This window comes from Bacillus sp. FSL R9-9530, from assembly GCF_038008145.1.
GTDB classification, from domain to species: Bacteria; Bacillota; Bacilli; order Bacillales; family Bacillaceae_G; genus Bacillus_A; species Bacillus_A mycoides.
The window spans coordinates 1,623,560-1,641,488 of the sequence record NZ_JBBOYO010000001.1; the positions used below are offsets into that span (position 1 = coordinate 1,623,560).

Consider the following 17,929-nt stretch of genomic DNA (forward strand, 5'->3'; position numbering starts at 1 on the left):
AATTTTAAAGAATGGAGATTAAAATGATGAAAAAAGTGTACTTCAATCATGATGGTGGTGTAGATGATTTAATATCACTATTTTTACTACTCCAGATGGAAAATGTAGAACTTACAGGTGTTTCAGTTATTCCTGCAGATTGTTATTTAGAACCAGCAATGTCTGCCAGTCGTAAAATTATAGATCGCTTCGGCAAAAATAATATTGAGGTAGCAGCGTCCAACTCTCGTGGAAAAAACCCATTTCCAAAAGAATGGCGGATGCATGCATTTTATGTAGATGCTTTACCAATTTTAAATGAGTTTGGGAAAGTTGTTACACCTGCATCAAAAAAACCTGCACATCATCATATAATAGAGACTCTTCTACAAACTGATGGAAAAACAACTTTATTATTTACAGGGCCCCTGACTGACCTTGCTCGTGCACTATATGAATCTCCAATAATCGAAGATAAAATTGAACGTCTCGTTTGGATGGGCGGTACATTTCGTACTGCAGGCAATGTACATGAGCCAGAACATGACGGAACAGCCGAGTGGAATTCATTTTGGGATCCCGAAGCAGTAGCTCGTGTTTGGAATGCTAATATAATCATTGATTTAGTAACTCTAGAAAGTACAAACCAGGTTCCGCTAACTATAGACATACGTGAACAGTGGGCAAAAGAGCGTAAGTATATTGGTGTTGATTTCCTTGGTCAATGCTATGCAATGGTCCCCCCTCTCGTTCACTTTTCAACTAACTCTACCTACTATTTGTGGGATGTATTAACTGCTGCGTTTGTTGGGAAAGCTGATCTTGCAAAAACAAAAACGATTACTAGTATCGTTCATACATACGGACCCAGCCAAGGACGTACAGTGGAAACTGCTAACGGAAGACCAGTAAATGTCATTTATGATGTAAAACGTGATGTATTTTTCAACTATATAACTGAATTAGCAAAGAAAGCTTCTACTTGAAATTCTATCTATACGAAAAATAAATAAAGTCGTATAACTTCAGATGATGAGCCTGCAAAAAAATTCAAATTGGTTGCGACTTAATATTTACTTATTAAAAAGAGTATTGAATTAACTTTCAATACTCTTTTTGTACAGTTTAATTATATTCAAATCAGAATAAGCTTCAATCTGATTTGAGTTAGGTTTTACAGATTAACCATTTCATAACCATTTACAAAGTACGTTATTGTTTCTAGCTCATCTTCATTTAATTCTCTATCTAGTTCTTGTTTATATGCTGCCTTTATCTTCTCTTCATCGCCTTTATGAGTTTCCGTATAAGTTCCTACTGTTTTTAATAAACGAATCTCTCGCAAAAATTCATTTCGATCTATAGCTTCCCCATGTGAAAGAATATAGGTCTCGGCATCAAATTTCTCTAATTCTTGTATCAGTTTAAACGTTCGTTTCGTCGTATAGTTCCACTTAGAAGAAAAAATATTTGCATAAATACAATCTCCTAAAAACAATATCTTTTCTTCTTTAATATAAATGACAACAGAGTCATGTGAATGGTCTCCGCCCACATGCTTTAACACACATGTCACATCACCAAGGTCTAATTCAAGTTGCTTCTGAAAGGTTAAGGTCGGCGGAATAATTTGAATATTTCTTGGTTGTTCACTGAACTCTTTTTTTATACAGTCCGCACAAAATTCAATTTCTGTGCCTTCTTTTACTCGTGTGTCCAACGCGTCATCTGTCCATTTATAAGAAACTAGTTTCTGCATCTCTCTTTTCGTTTCAGAATGCGCAATAGATAATGCACCTTGTAGTACAGGTAATCCAAAAATATGATCCCAGTGCCAATGCGTTAATGCTACAAAATCAGGATTTGAGATATTTTGCTCTTTTAGCATTTCTAAAAACAATTGTGTATGTGCTTCTGAATTACCTGCATCTATCATCAAAGTCTTTTCTTTTCCAACTACCATTCCTAAGATAGGTCTATCGGTCTCGGAAACAGGTGTCATATACCAAAATGAGTTTCCTATTTTTTTAATTTGCTGCATAACTATTGCCTCCATTTTATGAATGTGTAACAATTTCCAGCCGAGAAAATTCTTTATTTTGTATTTTGATTACTATTAAATAACAATGTCAGAAATAAAATCATTCTACCTTTTTTATTATCTAGTGAAATACAAATACTAATTTTGACAAGGGAATCCTTTCTCAACATTTGTTACTTTTAATCTATTTTACGCTACGAATTTACATTTAAATTATATTACAATTTGTATAAATGAGATACATTTTACAATATCGAAGGAGTGTTGAACCTGGAATGCAAAGGAACCAATCATGCCCTATTTCGGTAATGTGTTAACAGGTAAAAAGTTGATCAATCAATGAATTTAATGAGGAGGGCTACCATGTTATCAATTGAATAAAAGCAGCAACTATACAGTTGCTGCTTCCAACATTTCTTTTTGTATTTCAACACGTTTGATTTGGTGAGGGTCTTTAGAAAGAATTTTAAATGCATATCCTTCGCTATTCACTGTTTGCCCTTCCTGGATATCATAATTCTGCATCAGAATCCAACCACCAATCGTGTCAACATCACTATCATTCATATGTAATCCTAGTAAATCATTTAATTCGCTAATTAATACTTTACCTTCTACGACAAGATGTCCTTCATTCATTTGCTGGATGGGCGGACGCTCATCTTCATCGTATTCATCACGTATTTCTCCTACAATCTCTTCCAGTATATCCTCAATGGTTACAATACCAGCCGTACCGCCGTATTCATCATATAACACAGCCAACGGAATACGTTTCTTTTGCATTTGTAGTAAAAGATTATGTATTGGTATGGTCTCAATTACTTCAATTACTGGACGCGTATACGATTGAATAGAATTGAATTCTTTTGTTTCCTTATTCATATAACGAATAAAGAAGTCTTTCACATTCACCATGCCAATGATTTCATCTTTATCTTCCCCAAATACTGGGTAACGTGTATACTTTTCATCACGGATTATTTTCATATGGTCTGCTAAAGAATTATCTACATGTAACCCTATAATTTCTGTACGGGGGACCATGATTTCTTTCGCAATACGATTATCAAATTCAAAAATATTATTTACATATTTGTATTCAGCTTGATTAATTTCTCCACGTTCATAACTTTCAGAAAGAATCAATCGTAATTCTTCTTCTGTATGTGCTACATCATGCTCTGATGCAGGTTTTAAGCCGAACATTCCTGTTATCATCCTTGCAGAGCCATTTAACAAGCGAATAAACGGATACATGATTTTGTAGAACCAGATAAGCGGAGCCGAAAGTAATAAAGTAACCTTCTCAGCCTTTTGAATCGCGAATGTTTTTGGTGCTAATTCACCAACTACAACATGTAAGTACGTCATAATAGTAAAAGCAATTCCTAAAGATAATACACCTGCAATGGAAGGATTGATGTTCCACTTATCAAATAAAGGATGTAAAAGTCTCTCAATCGTTGGTTCACCTAGTGCCCCGAGTCCCATTGCTGTAACTGTAATCCCTAATTGACAAGCTGACAAATACTCATCCAAGTTTGATGTCACTTTCTTAGCTGCCAGCGCACCTTTCTTTCCTTCTAATACAAATTGATCAATCTTTGATCCTCTTACTTTTACAATAGCAAACTCAATTGCTACGAAAAATGCAGTACATGCGATTAAAACCACTACCATGATTAAATTAAATATGTCCAACTAATTCCCTTAGCTTCCTTGAAACTAAAGGATTCACCTCCTGATATATTTTCTCTTTCCAGACCTACTTCATACACATTGACATGAGATTGTATAAAATCTACATTCTCAAAATGATGAGGGGTACTCTGAGAAAATCGAGGTCATTTAGCCACCTATCCGAGTCAACATCTGAGTCCAATACATTTCCACCGCCTTGATTAAATTATCTATATGTTAGCATGAGAAATAAATCCCAGTCAACGTTTACATTTTGTATACCCTGAAATTCAAACAAAAAGCTTCTCTTTCCTGTGACATAAAACCGCTTAATGTGTGCATCAAACACTATAACATTTCCTTCGCTGCCACTAACTATATTATTTTTTTGTTCATTATTTACATTCCTTCTCACATTAAAAATAAAGCGAAGAAACATTTATCAATCTTTTTTTAAAATATTTTGACACACATATTAATAATAACTAATACGATTGTTCAACTCAAATGATTTAGATGTGAAAGCGAAGTTCATACATGGCTTTACCGATAAAATAATGTTACAAATGCTTCAATGTATCATAGGTGGGGAAAAACAGTTTCTTATTTAAATGTCATCCTCTTCTTGTTTTTCAAAATCACTCCATGTCCAATTGGTCCAATCATTATTTACTTTCCCTACAGTTATCAAATTCACATTATTTAATTCAATCGCTTTAGCTAAACTTTGAAAGAATATGCTCTCACTCGGTTTTTGATCATCACTTATATCAGGATGTTCCCATTCTTCTGTTTGATAAAATAGATTTGGTTTAAATTCTGCATTGGCTTCATCTAATATGTCCGAGGGATTTACCCAGAATTTCTCCTTATATTTAGAAGTTAAAAAACGAATAAGTTTGGTAGGATGAAATGAATCAGTTTCAATTCCTAAACGCTTATACTCTTCTACAGTTGGTGTTAAAGTGATACGTTCTCCTTTCAAAAGTAACTCCATATGAAAAGGATCTACAAGGAAATGATCTTCATCATCGTACCAATATTCTTCATTTACAAGCGTTAAGATTTCATCGAAACATGAAAAGAATCCTTGCTGTCTCATGCTATTACTATACACATAGAAGTTATTCGATATCTCAAGGTTTGCATCAACGCCCACAACCTCAAATACAATGAGCCACTTGTCTTCCTCTCGAAAAACAGATATTCTGGATTGTGCTAAGTCAAAATTATAGTTATCAAGTACTGGAAAATCAAACTCCTCCGCGTACCTATCTAGTGTTTCAAGTGTTTTTTCTGCTTTCATAACATTACTCTCCATAAAGTTAGTATAGTAAATTTTTATTACATTCGTTTTTCTTTATTTAACTCATAAACATTATCTAAATACCAGGACATTTTTTTATGTCCCTCTAAACTGGCAAACATCCAGTTTTGTTTATTTGCATATTATATAAAACTCTAATGGCTCAGTAAACAACATTTGATTATGACCTTACCCTTCATTTTCTTTATACACAGTCCCCACCATAGCACTCCACTGCAGCTCCTCTTATTCTTCCTTACAATTAAAACAAAGACACATAGTCTATTGTTAATGTGAAATACAGTTTGATCATTTTTTCTAATAACTTACTATATAACAATCAGCATCCCTATCTTTTCTTCTGGCAAACTACCACCATAGAATAACAATCCTCCTGCAACTCATTCCGATCCCAATCATTATATATATGTAACAATTCAAACCCATTCGCTACAAGTAATCTTTCTAATTCTTGCGGATACGTATACCGAAGATCTATTGTTGTTTTCAGTTCCTCTACTAGCGTATCCTCCTCATAAAACCTTCTTGTTGTTATGTAGTGCTGTATTTGTTGAATTGAATCATAATTCATCTCAGTATATAAATCACATCTTCTTCCCTTTTCATCTGCAATAGTTGTCCAATATTCTTCTGTAGATGGTTGTATTAATTCTTCCTTTGACGGAAAACGTGTATCAAATATGAATATACCATTAAATGAATTTACAGTTTTTTCTCTATAATTGGTCATAATAATTTGGACTAATCTCCCTCCCCCATTAGTAAGCTGAAAACAAGGGGATAGAATTGGAGTGTGATGATATGGAACGTTTATGGATTCCTATAATCGTTACGTTTTTTTCGTTCGGTGGATTACTATTAGGAGGTGCTGTTGGAGTAGCAACACGCCAACTAATTGAAGAAAAGATGCATCGCTTATACGCATTATGTGGTGGGATTTTGCTTGGGCTTTTATCACTTGAAATTATTCCTGAAACATTTTCAAGCTATGAAATAATTGGGCCTATGCTCGGTATAGCTATCGGTATTTTAGTTATGAGCTTATTAGATAACTATTGTCATCATCCGATTATACATAAGAAAGATCAACAAGCATGGCAAACCTTCCTTTTTCTTTCTTTTGCTATATTCATTCATAATATGCCGAGTGGGTTTGCGTTAGGTACAGCTTTTATAAATCATAATGACTCTGCCATTCCTTTCTTACTTGCGATTGTCATTCACCATATTCCAGAAGGGTTAGCTTTAATTATTCCATTTCTTTTTACAAAACATAAATATATTTCATTTTTATTAACAACTTTATTACTTTCTCTTATCCTAGGTACCGGTACTGTTTTTGGCATTATGATGGACGGGAAAGCGCTCCATTTACAAGGACTTATTATGGGAAGCGCAATTGGTTCTCTTGGCTATGTCACAATTCACGAAATGCTTTGGAAAGCAAAAAAACAGCTATCTCTCCTTCCGTTTCTATCGTGGTCTATTAGTGGATTTTTATTAATAATAGCCTTCACTCTTTTCACTGGACATCATTAAAACAAATAAGTTATATCATTTGTATATTTTCCCTTTTTCTCCAAAACATAATAGTATCTACCTATTATAAGGAGGAACGATTATGTTTGGAAAAACAGCCGGTGAAGCATTAGTGGATCTTTTAATTGACTGGGGTGTAGAACACATATATGGTATGCCTGGAGATTCCATCAATTCTATAATTGAAGCTTTAAGGAAAAAACAAGATAAAATTAAATTTATTCAAGTTCGCCATGAAGAAGCTGGCGCATTAGCAGCGGCAGCATATGCGAAATTAACAGGAAAACTTGGTGTTTGTATGGCTATTGCAGGACCTGGAGCGATTCATTTATTAAATGGTTTATACGATGCAAAACTCGATCAAGCTCCTGTACTAGCAATTTCAGGACAAGTAGAAAGCGATTTACTCGGAACAGATTTTTTCCAAGAAGTAAACTTAGAAAGAATGTTTGATGATGTTGCGGTTTATAACCAACGAATAATGTCAGCTGAACAGTTACCTGCTGTAGTGAATCAAGCGATTCGAATGGCATATACAAAAAAAGGTGTCTCTGTTCTTACAATTCCAGATGATGTTCCAAAATTTGAAGTAAAAAATGGTGCGCGCATTACAAACTCTTCCTTTACATTACCAGAAATATTTCCGCAAGAAGAAGATTTAGCTGTAGCGAAACTCGCACTTAATGAAGCGAAAAAACCTGTTATTTTAGCCGGAAAAGGAGCTAAACATGCGAGAGAGTCTTTACTTGCATTTGCAGAACATATCGGTGCTCCAATCGTACTTACATTACCAGCTAAAGGGATTGTTCCTGATGAACACCCTCTTTGTATCGGTGGATTAGGATTAATCGGGACGAAACCTTCTTATGAAGCAATGAAGCATGCAGATACTTTAATTATGGTTGGTACTTCTTATCCGTTCACTGGTTTCTTACCCGAAAAAGCAAAAACACTTCATATTGATACAGACCCTGCACAAATCGGGAAACGTTATACGACAGATATCGGCTTAGCTGGTGATGCTGATAAAACATTAAAATGGTTAATTGAAAATGTAGAAAAACACGAGGATCATTCCTTCTTAGAGCATCATCAAGAAATGATGAAAAAGTGGGAAGAAAAATTACACACTCAAGAAGAAGATTCTTCTACTCCAATTAAACCACAACGAGTTATGCATGCACTGCAGAAAGTAGCAGAAGATGACGCAATTCTTTCAGTCGATGTCGGAAATGTAACAGTATGGACTGCAAGGCACTTCCGTATGACAAACCAGAAATTTATCATTTCTAGTTGGCTTGCAACACTTGGCTGCGGTTTACCTGGTGCACTTGCTGGACAAATTGCTTTCCCGGATAAACAAGTGTTTGCAGTTTGTGGTGACGGCGGATTCGGAATGACAATGAACGATTTCGTAACAGCTGTTAAATATAAACTACCAATCGTTGTCATTGTATTAAACAATAATAAAATTGCTATGATTAAATTTGAACAAGAAGTTATGGGGAATATTGAATTTGGTACAGACTTAACGAATCCTGATTTCGCAAAATACGCAGAGGCGTGCGGTGGTATTGGATACCGTGTAGAACAGTTAGATGACTTACTTCCTGCCTTTGAAAATGCGGTAAAACAAAGTAAACCATGCATTATTGATGTAGTTGTAGATGTAAATGAAGCACCAATGCCAGCAAAAATCACATTTGGTCAAGCAGCTGGTTATACGAAACATATGATAAAGGAATTATTTGAAGAAGGTAAGATTGATTTACCACCACTTTAAACAAAAAAGATAGCTGAAAACAATTTGTCTTCAGCTATCTTTCTTTATTTTTGTACCTCTCTATGAAATGAAAAATCATTCACGGTAGGCTGTATTTGTTTCTCTACTTTCACCTCTTCCTTCTTCTGTTTCGCTCTTCTAACATTTCCTAATTTAATCGCATCTTGCATACTATTACTAATAAGATTTCCTGACAAAATTGTCATACTATAGAAAGCGATTGGTATAAGTACAATCCATGTATGAGTAGTTAAGTGACGGAAGTTTTGACCAATTAACCCTGTCCATTCTTTTGTTACACTATCTGCATCTATACCGCCAAAAATTATTGTTCCGCCAAAAAATAATCGCAACAAACCAAGATGCAAGAGGAGTAATAAAGTACTTACAAATTGCTGGGCTACTAATAAAAGAAATGATGGTAACATATGCGGCCATACATGGCGTCTCAACCTCTGCCACTTACTTCCGCCTAGCACAGTGGCCGCCAACATAAATTCTTCATTCTTAATACGTTTTACTTCTTGCGCCACGTATAACATAACAGTCGGTACAGCAAGGCACGCAAGAACTATAATTTGAAACGCAACCCGTAAATGAAACGGAGCAGCAGCCTCTCCACTTTCGAACATTAAAACTGCATTTAACATAAAATAGGAAATCATAATCATTGGTACAATACTAAACGGATCAAAAAAAGATGAGATTACTGGAAATGAGCGTTTACTGTACATACCAAGTAATAAACCAATAGCTCCTCCAATTACTACACGTAAAACTGCGATAACGACACTTGCACCAACTGTCCATTTCGCTCCTTCTATTATTAACTGGAACAGGTCACGGCCTTTCTCATCAGTTCCAAACCAAAATTTACTCGACGGTGAAAACGGAGCAGCCTCTAATTCTCCTTTTTCGTTATACATCATCGTTAGTTCACGAATATTCCCATCGAAAAACAGCGTATTCCCAATACTAACAATCATTAGTACACTCAAAAAAGTAACACCTAGCCAAAATCTCACATCTCTTTTTACAACTTGCCACATGTTACACACGCTCCTTTATAACATTTTGTAAAAGCGTATGTAATAAACGAAATAGTATAAAAAGCGGTACGTATAATAAAACTAAACTCACTGTAAATATTTCTAATTTTGAATTTTCTTTCACGAAAACGAACATACCGTACGTATTAAACAGCCATTCAATAATATATAAGTTTGATAACATAAATAAAATATTCGTTTTTGCATAATAGACTGTTGTTAACAGGACATTTCTTGAAATATGGTGCGTCAAAATATGTCTTAAACTTAGCCCTTTACTCTTAGCAAATATACTATAATCTTTCTCTAATTCTTCTCTGAAACGTAATAGTAGTAACTTAATAAATAATAATGTTGTAGGTAATGTAAGACATATTATTGGTAACAGGCGAGCCCTTTCCTCTCCAAGTCCTGCAAATTTCACTGGCATAAAACCTGTCTTTTGAAAGATTATTACTACTAGAAGTTGAGATAATAAAATTAATAAAATGTCCGGAATACTTTCAAGTGCGACGAAAATCCCATTCCACATACGTTGCTTTGATTGAGAGCGCTGTAATACCCACACAACGATAAGATACGCAATGAGTAAAGATAGTATAAATGCCGAAATAAATACAAACATTGTCTCTACATAATGAATCCATATTTGTGGAAATAACTTTCTTGAATTCCGAAATCCATACGTAATTTCACCTGGTTGGAGTAACTTCTCTCCAAGAGACACAACTGTGTTCCAAAAACCGATTAGATCAATTTGTAATCCCTTAAATAAACGCGGTAGTGCCCCTAAAAATAGAATACAAATAAGCGCCGCAAATAATTGTAAACATGTAACCCCACACCACTTACCAATTCGAATGAACATAACTATTACCCCTTCTATTTAAATGAGTATTCAGAAATTAAAACTATGTATAGTACCTATACCTTTTAATAAAATAACTCCTCTCTCGACAAAACATATCGATTCTCGTCATTTCTCTGAAGTTGTATTATATCTTTCAACTATTATCCAACATTTTCCTTCTCGCTCGATTATATACTATAAAAAAGCACTTATTTTTAAAATAAGTACTTTTTTATTTAATTTCATTTTACGAATGTATCACACAACCACTCATAAAACTTTTCCTTCTCTTCAAATTGAGGGTAATGTGCTGAGTTTTCAAAAGCTATAAATTCTTTTTGATTCGCCTCAATTCTATCAAAATACTGTTTTGCTGCATGAAATGAAGTATTATAGTCATATTTACCCATAAGAAAATAAAGCGGTAGATTCAGCTTAGTTACTTTAGTAGATAATGGATTCTTTAAATCTTTTTCTAATAAGACAGTTTGAGAATGTGATAATCCAACGTTATAACGAATTACGTCTAACAAGTTATATTCATTACTAAATAGCATCCTCATGTTATCACCATCTGGATTTTCAATGAGTCTTGATGTTCCACCATATTTCGCAACATAATTTCGCGGAGTGTATGTATCGCCATTTTTAATTTTTTCGGTTAACCCTTTTAAATAGGAAACCTCATCTGGATTCCCCGCATTTTGTGCCTGTTCAATAACATAGTTTAAGCTATCCATTTCACTTTCTACTGTATCACTCATCTGCCCTATTCCAACATATGCATCATATTTTTCAGGGGCTTTATTGGCAGCTTGCATTCCAATATATGTACCATAAGAATGACCAACCAATATTACTTTTTCTTTGCCAAGACGTTTTGAAATATAATCTGTCATAGCTAATAAATCTTCTACAAGTAGGTCTGATGATAGATTCGAATAGTCTTCAAAGAAATGATACGATTTCCCACTTGCCCTTTGATCGTAATTAACAACTGTGAATTTCTCTTCCAATAAGTCTTGATATTTTTGAGCATATGGTATTTCTGAAGAACCTGGTCCACCATGGATAAAGAGAATAACTGGATTCTTCTTATCTTTTCCGCGTATCATAATTTCATGACCACTTCCATTTATCTCTACTTGCTCTAATGTACTTATACTGTTTTTCCCCTTTATTTGCGAGGTCCATGTAGGAAATACTAACGCCATAATTATTAATAGTATAATAGTGACTGCAATACGTTTTACTAATTTTTTTATCTTCTTCATAAGACGTTTCCTTTCTTATAAATTTGTAAAAATAACAATTTAGTTCTGTAAAACTACCTCAAAAAAATATGAATGTACAACAATTGTACTTTCCAATTTCATCTTAATCTTTTTTACATTATTAATATCCCATATACTTCTTAACTTTCCGCTATATAAACTCTTAATATTTTCTTAATTTTCAATATATTATTCGTAGAAAGACTTGATCACAATGTATTACAAATATAGAAAAGAGTCCTTGTTGTCAAAACAAGGACTCTTTTCTCAAACTATTTTGCTACTTCTTCTTTCGGCATTACCATACCTTTATAAAGTTGGACAGTAATCCAATAATAAATGAAATAAATTACTATGAAGATTCCTATTGGCATCCACACTTTTACAAATGGGTCAACTAATATGAAACTGAATAAGTTAAGCCCTACTAAAACGTGGGAGATTCCAATAATCGCTGGGAAGATAAATAAATATGAGATTTCTTTATATATACTTTTTGTTAACATACTACGTCTCACACCAATTTTTCGTAACATTTCATAACGGCGTACATCACGAGAAGCTCCTGTTAATATTTTGAACATAAGAGAACTCGCCATCATTGCTAAAAATGCAATTCCAAGGAAAAATCCCATAAACATTGTTCCGCTCATGAAACTGTTCACGAACTGATAAGTTGTCATTTTCGTATATAATTCTACTTTTGTACCTGTTGTTTTTTCAATTTGTTCTTTTTGCCTCTTATCAATTTCTGTCAATAACGGTTTATATTTTTTCATATCATCTACTTTTGCTAATGTTACAGTATGCTCTGTTCCTTGAATTCCTTTGTAATGCTCTTCATCTGCAATTCTTACCGGTTTTCCGTTAAACTGATTATGTGTAATTTGTATCTCTCTTACAACCGCATCTTCCCAATCTTTTGGCATACGAGGAAGCTTATTCGCTACTTCAGGAGCTTCCAAAGCAGAATAGACAGGTTCAGTTAAAGGTGTAGCCACACGTTTACGAGCAGGTTCTTTTAAAGTCTTTGTATCAAAATGATCTGAAATAAGTGGTGGTTTTTCAGTTAAGTCGTTACGTAAATAATAAACCGCTTCTCCATCTACTTTATACTTATACTTGCTTTCTTCAACAATTTCCATTTCTTTTAATGCCGCTTTATCTTGTTCATTTGGATCATGAATTACGACATCATATACACGTGAGAAGTCTGTCATAATGCCTACATTCTTTTGAAACGCCATACCTGCTGTCATTGCACCTGCACCTAATGCAATTAACATCGCTACAGTGCCTAGTACCCTCGATAAACTAGTTACTCGAAAACGTAACTGTGCATAAGTAAAACTATTTAATCCCGTTTCATTTCGTTTTTTATTTCCCTTAATTTTCATTACAAAAAGTGGGAGCAACGAGCTAAAAATGAAATACGTTCCTACTGTCGTAACAATTGTCGCTATTATAAATCCTAGTTCAGCAAACATTTTTATATTCACCATAAAATAATATCCTGTACTTACTAGCAATACACCTAGTACTGTCATAATAACAGTGCGAGTCTTACTTTTCTTCACCTCATCTTGCGTTTCATCTTCACGTATTAACTCTAATTCTGTTTTACGTAATAATCGGAAACTATTCATTAAACCAGTAATGAAAAATAATATTAAGAAGAAAATAGATGTAACTAATATAGCTGGTGTGTACACAGATGCGTAATTACCTTTTGCTGAAATCTCCATTCCATTCATTAAAAAATTTCCTGCTACACTAGCAAGTACTATTCCTACTAAAATACCGATAATAATACTGACAATCCCCATACCAAAAGTCTCAATAAATAATAATTGCGCTACTTTTTTCTTTTTCGCTCCAAGCATCATGTACATACCGAGTTCTTTTCTTCTTAATGTAAGTAAAAAAGAATTGGCATATATGATGTAAAAAACTGTAATGAAAGAAAGCAATATTGCACCAACCCAAAAGACGAGCCTAATACTACTAATTAGACTATTATCTTTTGTAAATTCACTATTCATCGCCATCGTTTGGAACATGTAGAAAATGCTAATACTAATGACTAGACCAATAAGTAAAACCATATAATCCTTTAACATTTTTTTCATACTATGACGTGATAATTTGAATAACATAGTCTCGCCCCCCTACTTCGACTCAGTTGCTGAGCCCATTTGGGCAAGCACACCTAAAATATCTTGATAGAAATTTTCTCGTGTTCCTTGACGTTTTAACTCTTTATAAAGAAGTCCATCCTGTATAAATAAAATACGTTCACAATAGCTCGCACTAAATGCATCGTGTGTTACCATCAAAATACTTACATTGTGATTTTCATGTAAATCTTGCATCGCTTCTAATAAACTTTTTGCATTTTTACTATCAAGTGCTCCTGTCGGTTCATCTGCTAATACGATTGCCGGATTATGTACTAAAGCTCGTGCTGCCGCTGTTCTTTGTTTTTGTCCACCAGAAACAGCAGTCGGATATTTTGTTAAAATTTCAGTGATCCCTAATTTCGTCGCAACCCCATTTACTTTTCCAGTAATCTCACTTGACGGTACGCCTTGCAAGGAAAGTGGTAAAGCGATATTTTCATAAATTGATAAATTTTCTAGTAGATTAAAATCTTGAAAAATAAATCCTAATTTTTGAGAACGAAAATCTGATAATGCATTCCCTTTCATAGAAGTAATATTTGTGCCAGCTATTGTTACACTACCACCTGTCGCTTGATCAAGTGTACTGATCACATTTAGTAATGTCGTTTTACCGGATCCAGATGGACCCATAATCCCTACAAACTCTCCTTCTTTAATACTTAATGAAACACCCCTTAATGCTTTTGACTGATTCTCATTTCTTTTTCCATACGTTTTTTCTACACTTTCTACAGTAACTACATTTGTTGACATCTCTTTCACTCCATCCCTTTTGTATAGTATAAATTTCCCATATATTTCTTATATTTTTCTCATAAAAATTCTTAAGAATTTTTAAATTTTCCAAATGCAGATTGAGATACATAAGAAATACAAACGATTTCTCTGCTTAATATTCTCACTTTTCTAAAATCCTTTCATCCGATTTCCCTTACATTTACCTTACATTTTTGTAAGGTTAAAAAAACAAACCACTTCATAAGAGCATTTCTTTGGAATGAGAAATGCTTTTTATTGTTATCAAAATTCAAAAGATATTTCAATAACAATAATAATGAAATAAAAAACAATACATTTTTATTGCGAAACGATAAACAACATGGTAAAATCATGTTGTTATTACATAAGTGAGGTGCTTTTTATGAAACAAGTTACGACACTCTTTTTAAAGCTAGCTATTACTTTTATAGGATTCCCAGTTCTTGCATTGTGCATATTTTTGGTGCCTAAGATTGGGAATTTTGCTGGAGAATTGTATCCAGATATTGCTTATATGAAATCTCTCGTTTTAATCGATATGTACGCGGCAGTGATACCTTTTTACTTTGCTCTGTATCAAGCTTTTAAACTTTTAAGCTATATTGATAAGAACCAAGCGTTCTCGGAATTATCGGTAAAGGCTTTAAAGAATATAAAATACTGTGCCATCACGATCAGTACCTTGTACTTGCTAGGTATGCCACTCTACTATCTCATGGCAAAAAAAATTGATCCTCCAAGTTTCATACCAATCGGATTGACCATCATTTTCGCCTCTATGGTGATCGCCGTTTTTGCTGCTGTTCTCCAAAGGCTTTTACAAGAAGCTATTAATATAAAATCAGAAAATGATTTAACGGTCTGAGGTGGAGAATATGGCAATTATTATTAATATTGATGTGATGTTAGCAAAACGAAAAATGAGCGTAACGGAGCTTTCGGAGAGGGTTGGGATTACGATGGCGAATCTTTCCATTCTGAAAAATGGGAAAGCAAAAGCGGTTCGTTTTTCAACATTGGAAGCGATATGTAAGACTTTAGATTGTCAACCAGGTGATATTTTGGAGTACAAAAGCGAAGAATTCACTCAATAAGTACAGACAACAACTTTCTTCAACCAATGGGATTAAATAGTGAAATTAAGATGAAGGGATAGCAATTAAGCTATCCCTTCTCTTCGTTTGTTATTGTTATTTAATATATCTTTAATTACTTTAAATTCAGTATTACATATTAATGGTGTGTTTTATTATCAATCTCTATTTCCTATTTTTAATTTCCTCTTTCATACTTTCCACAAACGCATCTAGTTCAACAACTTCTGACTTCTCTTCACCATATTTCCGTACATTTACAGCTTCGTTTTCCATTTCCTTATCCCCAATAACAAGAACATACGGAACTTTTTGCATTTGCGCTTCTCTAATTTTATATCCTAACTTTTCATCTCGTATATCTCGTTCGACACGAATTCCGGCTTGTGCTAATTTATCTGCAATCCTATTTGCATATTTTTCATGCACTGCATTTGAAACTGGAATTACTTTCACTTGAACCGGTGCCACCCACGCTGGGAACGCGCCTGCAAAGTGTTCAATTAATATCGCTAAAAAGCGATCTAAGGATCCTAATACAGCGCGGTGGATTACAACCGGTCTTCTTTTTTCATTATTTTCATCTATATAATTTAAATCAAATTTTTCTGGCATTTGGAAATCAAGTTGGACTGTTCCGCACTGATGACTTCTATTTAAAGCATCTTTAATATGGAAATCAATTTTCGGACCGTAAAATGCACCGTCACCTTCATTTAATCTATATTTATAATTTAATGACTGTAATACATTTTCTAATGCCAATTCTGCTTGCTCCCATAATTTATCATCACCCATTGAATCTTCTGGACGAGTAGAAAGCTCTACTTCATACTCGAAACCAAAAGTTTTATACACATAGTCAATTTGCGCCAACACTGATTTGATTTCATCTTCAATTTGTTCTGGTGTTACAAATAAATGAGCATCATCTTGGCAGAAAGTACGAACTCTTAATAATCCGTTTAAAGCGCCACTAAACTCATGTCGATGCACTTGACCGAACTCACACATACGAATCGGTAATTCACGATAAGAATGTAATTTATTTTTAAACATAAGCATATGGCCTGGGCAATTCATCGGTTTTAACGCAAAACTTTTATGATCTACTTCTGAGAAATACATATTGTCTTTGTAATGTCCCCAGTGTCCTGACTTCTCCCATAATTCTTGATTCATCATAAATGGAGTACGCACTTCTTGATAATTGTACTCATTTTGAATTTCTCTTAAAAATGCTTCTAATTCATTGCGAATAATCTGTCCTTTTGGCAAGTAAAAGGGCATTCCCGGAGCCTCTTCCGAAAACATAAACAATTCAAGTTCACTACCTAATTTCCGATGATTTCTCTTTGCGGCCTCCTCAACAAAATGTAAATACTCTTCTAATTTTTGTTGAGAAGAGAAAGCAACACCATATATACGCTGAAGCACTTGATTGTTACTATCGCCTCGCCAATATGCACCAGAAACATGAGTTAATTGAAAAGCTTTCAAATAACCAGTAGATGGCAAATGTGGTCCTCTACATAAATCTACAAATTCACCTTGTTTATACAGTGTTACACTTTCCCCATTAGGAATTGCTTCTAAAAGCTCTAATTTCAAACTATCTTTCATTTCTTGAAACAATTCTTTTGCTTCTTCTCGAGAAACCTCAACTCGCTCTATCTTTACATTTTCATTTATAATATTTTTCATTTCTTTTTCTATTTTCGGTAAATCTTCTACGTTTACACTACTCGGAAGATCCATGTCATAATAAAATCCATTTTCAATGACTGGCCCTACACCAAGGTTTACATCACCATAAATTCTTTTTACAGCTTGCGCTAATATATGTGCCGCAGAGTGTCTTGCAATTTTTACCCCTTCATCTGAATCCATAGTAATGATTTCAACTTTCGCACTTTCTTCAATGTTTCGTCGTAAATCAAAAGACTTATCATTAACTTTTCCTGCCACTGCTTTCTTTTTCAAGCTACTACTAATTGCCCCAGCAATTTCTTCTAAAGTAATGCCTTTCACAAATTCTTTAACGCTACCATCTGGAAATTTAATTTCGATCATCTGTTCTTTCATTTTTCATCTCTCCATTTCATAATAAAAAGCACACTCATCCCTAAAATAGGGACGAGTGTGCTTTTACCCGTGGTTCCACCCAGATTCCCATCGCAAATATACAATGGCTTCTTTTACGGTAACGTCGTTTACACGGCACTAGATACTTGATTTCCCCAGTGCAGCTCTAAGGTGGTAAGTTATTTTACTGCGTTAGGAAGTTCTCAGCTTTTCTTCCTTCTCTGTATAACCGTTTAAAATAACTCGTGTCCTTTTCTTCGCTTATTATGAAATAAAATATAAA

At 34.1% G+C, this 17,929-nt stretch carries 14 protein-coding genes, 2 pseudogenes and 1 other annotated feature; of the genes and pseudogenes, 6 read left to right on the plus strand and 10 right to left on the minus strand.

What is annotated here, in order from left to right; all coding sequences use genetic code 11:
• Positions 1–23: 23 nt before the first annotated feature.
• A complete protein-coding gene (locus MKX66_RS08075; protein WP_341085899.1) occupies positions 24–965 on the plus strand; it encodes a nucleoside hydrolase in 942 nt (313 codons plus the stop codon).
• Positions 966–1,153: 188 nt separating this feature from the next.
• On the opposite strand, the gene MKX66_RS08080 is transcribed toward MKX66_RS08075, so the two are convergent.
• Both MKX66_RS08080 and MKX66_RS08085 read right to left on the minus strand, forming a co-directional pair.
• Entirely contained in the window at positions 1,154–2,020 is an 867-nt protein-coding gene (locus MKX66_RS08080) for an MBL fold metallo-hydrolase (RefSeq protein WP_326996792.1), read from the minus strand.
• Positions 2,021–2,410: 390 nt separating this feature from the next.
• Positions 2,411–3,724: a hemolysin family protein gene (locus MKX66_RS08085; RefSeq protein WP_016092639.1), complete on the minus strand. Its 1,314-nt coding sequence runs from the start codon at positions 3,722–3,724 to the stop codon at positions 2,411–2,413.
• A 473-nt stretch (positions 3,725–4,197) separates the two neighbouring features.
• Between MKX66_RS08085 and MKX66_RS08090 the strand changes: the two are divergent.
• A pseudogene (locus tag MKX66_RS08090) lies at positions 4,198–4,299 on the plus strand (ArsR/SmtB family transcription factor); the annotation flags it as partial.
• 11 nt (positions 4,300–4,310) lie between these two features.
• Here MKX66_RS08090 and MKX66_RS08095 read toward each other — a convergent pair.
• Both MKX66_RS08095 and MKX66_RS08100 read right to left on the minus strand, forming a co-directional pair.
• Complete coding sequence (locus MKX66_RS08095) at positions 4,311–5,009, minus strand: DUF7003 family protein (protein ID WP_256485151.1); 699 nt, start codon at positions 5,007–5,009, stop codon at positions 4,311–4,313.
• A gap of 349 nt (positions 5,010–5,358) precedes the next feature.
• Positions 5,359–5,724, minus strand: a pseudogene (locus MKX66_RS08100) (SAM-dependent methyltransferase); the annotation flags it as partial.
• A gap of 107 nt (positions 5,725–5,831) precedes the next feature.
• On the opposite strand from MKX66_RS08100, the gene MKX66_RS08105 reads away from it, so the two are divergent.
• Positions 5,832–6,569, plus strand: coding sequence for a ZIP family metal transporter (locus MKX66_RS08105; protein WP_193653609.1), 738 nt, complete (start codon positions 5,832–5,834; stop codon positions 6,567–6,569).
• An 82-nt stretch (positions 6,570–6,651) separates the two neighbouring features.
• Positions 6,652–8,352: a pyruvate oxidase gene (locus tag MKX66_RS08110; protein ID WP_002136230.1), complete on the plus strand. Its 1,701-nt coding sequence runs from the start codon at positions 6,652–6,654 to the stop codon at positions 8,350–8,352.
• Positions 8,353–8,396: 44 nt separating this feature from the next.
• Here the strand turns inward: MKX66_RS08110 and MKX66_RS08115 are convergent, their stop codons facing one another.
• From MKX66_RS08115 to MKX66_RS08135, 5 genes are all read right to left on the minus strand, one after another.
• Entirely contained in the window at positions 8,397–9,401 is a 1,005-nt protein-coding gene (locus MKX66_RS08115) for an ABC transporter permease (RefSeq protein ID WP_061688774.1), read from the minus strand.
• Between the two features lies 1 nt (position 9,402).
• Complete coding sequence (locus tag MKX66_RS08120; RefSeq protein WP_326996794.1) at positions 9,403–10,269, minus strand: ABC transporter permease subunit; 867 nt, start codon at positions 10,267–10,269, stop codon at positions 9,403–9,405.
• 224 nt (positions 10,270–10,493) lie between these two features.
• Positions 10,494–11,525 carry an alpha/beta fold hydrolase gene (locus MKX66_RS08125; RefSeq protein ID WP_201033746.1) on the minus strand — a complete coding sequence of 344 codons (1,032 nt, stop codon included), beginning with the start codon at positions 11,523–11,525 and terminating at the stop codon, positions 10,494–10,496.
• 272 nt (positions 11,526–11,797) lie between these two features.
• Positions 11,798–13,681, minus strand: a complete 1,884-nt coding sequence (locus MKX66_RS08130) for an ABC transporter permease (RefSeq protein WP_088292237.1) — start codon at positions 13,679–13,681, stop codon at positions 11,798–11,800.
• A gap of 12 nt (positions 13,682–13,693) precedes the next feature.
• On the minus strand, positions 13,694–14,461 hold the full coding sequence (locus tag MKX66_RS08135) for an ABC transporter ATP-binding protein (RefSeq protein WP_002127303.1): 768 nt from the start codon (positions 14,459–14,461) through the stop codon (positions 13,694–13,696).
• A 388-nt stretch (positions 14,462–14,849) separates the two neighbouring features.
• Here MKX66_RS08135 and MKX66_RS08140 point away from each other — a divergent pair, with 388 nt between their 5' ends.
• Complete coding sequence (locus tag MKX66_RS08140) at positions 14,850–15,332, plus strand: DUF2975 domain-containing protein (protein WP_016102056.1); 483 nt, start codon at positions 14,850–14,852, stop codon at positions 15,330–15,332.
• A gap of 10 nt (positions 15,333–15,342) precedes the next feature.
• Positions 15,343–15,561: a helix-turn-helix domain-containing protein gene (locus MKX66_RS08145; protein WP_326996795.1), complete on the plus strand. Its 219-nt coding sequence runs from the start codon at positions 15,343–15,345 to the stop codon at positions 15,559–15,561.
• A 165-nt stretch (positions 15,562–15,726) separates the two neighbouring features.
• Here MKX66_RS08145 and thrS read toward each other — a convergent pair whose 3' ends face one another.
• Complete coding sequence (gene thrS, locus MKX66_RS08150) at positions 15,727–17,646, minus strand: threonine--tRNA ligase (RefSeq protein WP_326996796.1); 1,920 nt, start codon at positions 17,644–17,646, stop codon at positions 15,727–15,729.
• 44 nt (positions 17,647–17,690) lie between these two features.
• Positions 17,691–17,913 (minus strand) — a binding site (T-box leader).
• Positions 17,914–17,929 lie beyond the last annotated feature (16 nt).

Coding starts and splice junctions, on each gene's coding strand:
- MKX66_RS08075 (WP_341085899.1), top strand. CDS start 24: ATGATGAAAAAAGTGTACTTCAATCATGATGGTGGTGTAGATGATTTA.
- MKX66_RS08080 (WP_326996792.1), bottom strand. CDS start 2,020: ATGCAGCAAATTAAAAAAATAGGAAACTCATTTTGGTATATGACACCT.
- MKX66_RS08095 (WP_256485151.1), bottom strand. CDS start 5,009: ATGAAAGCAGAAAAAACACTTGAAACACTAGATAGGTACGCGGAGGAG.
- MKX66_RS08105 (WP_193653609.1), top strand. CDS start 5,832: ATGGAACGTTTATGGATTCCTATAATCGTTACGTTTTTTTCGTTCGGT.
- MKX66_RS08110 (WP_002136230.1), top strand. CDS start 6,652: ATGTTTGGAAAAACAGCCGGTGAAGCATTAGTGGATCTTTTAATTGAC.
- MKX66_RS08115 (WP_061688774.1), bottom strand. CDS start 9,401: ATGTGGCAAGTTGTAAAAAGAGATGTGAGATTTTGGCTAGGTGTTACT.
- MKX66_RS08120 (WP_326996794.1), bottom strand. CDS start 10,269: ATGTTCATTCGAATTGGTAAGTGGTGTGGGGTTACATGTTTACAATTA.
- MKX66_RS08125 (WP_201033746.1), bottom strand. CDS start 11,525: ATGAAGAAGATAAAAAAATTAGTAAAACGTATTGCAGTCACTATTATA.
- MKX66_RS08130 (WP_088292237.1), bottom strand. CDS start 13,681: ATGTTATTCAAATTATCACGTCATAGTATGAAAAAAATGTTAAAGGAT.
- MKX66_RS08135 (WP_002127303.1), bottom strand. CDS start 14,461: ATGTCAACAAATGTAGTTACTGTAGAAAGTGTAGAAAAAACGTATGGA.
- MKX66_RS08140 (WP_016102056.1), top strand. CDS start 14,850: ATGAAACAAGTTACGACACTCTTTTTAAAGCTAGCTATTACTTTTATA.
- MKX66_RS08145 (WP_326996795.1), top strand. CDS start 15,343: ATGGCAATTATTATTAATATTGATGTGATGTTAGCAAAACGAAAAATG.
- thrS (WP_326996796.1), bottom strand. CDS start 17,646: ATGAAAGAACAGATGATCGAAATTAAATTTCCAGATGGTAGCGTTAAA.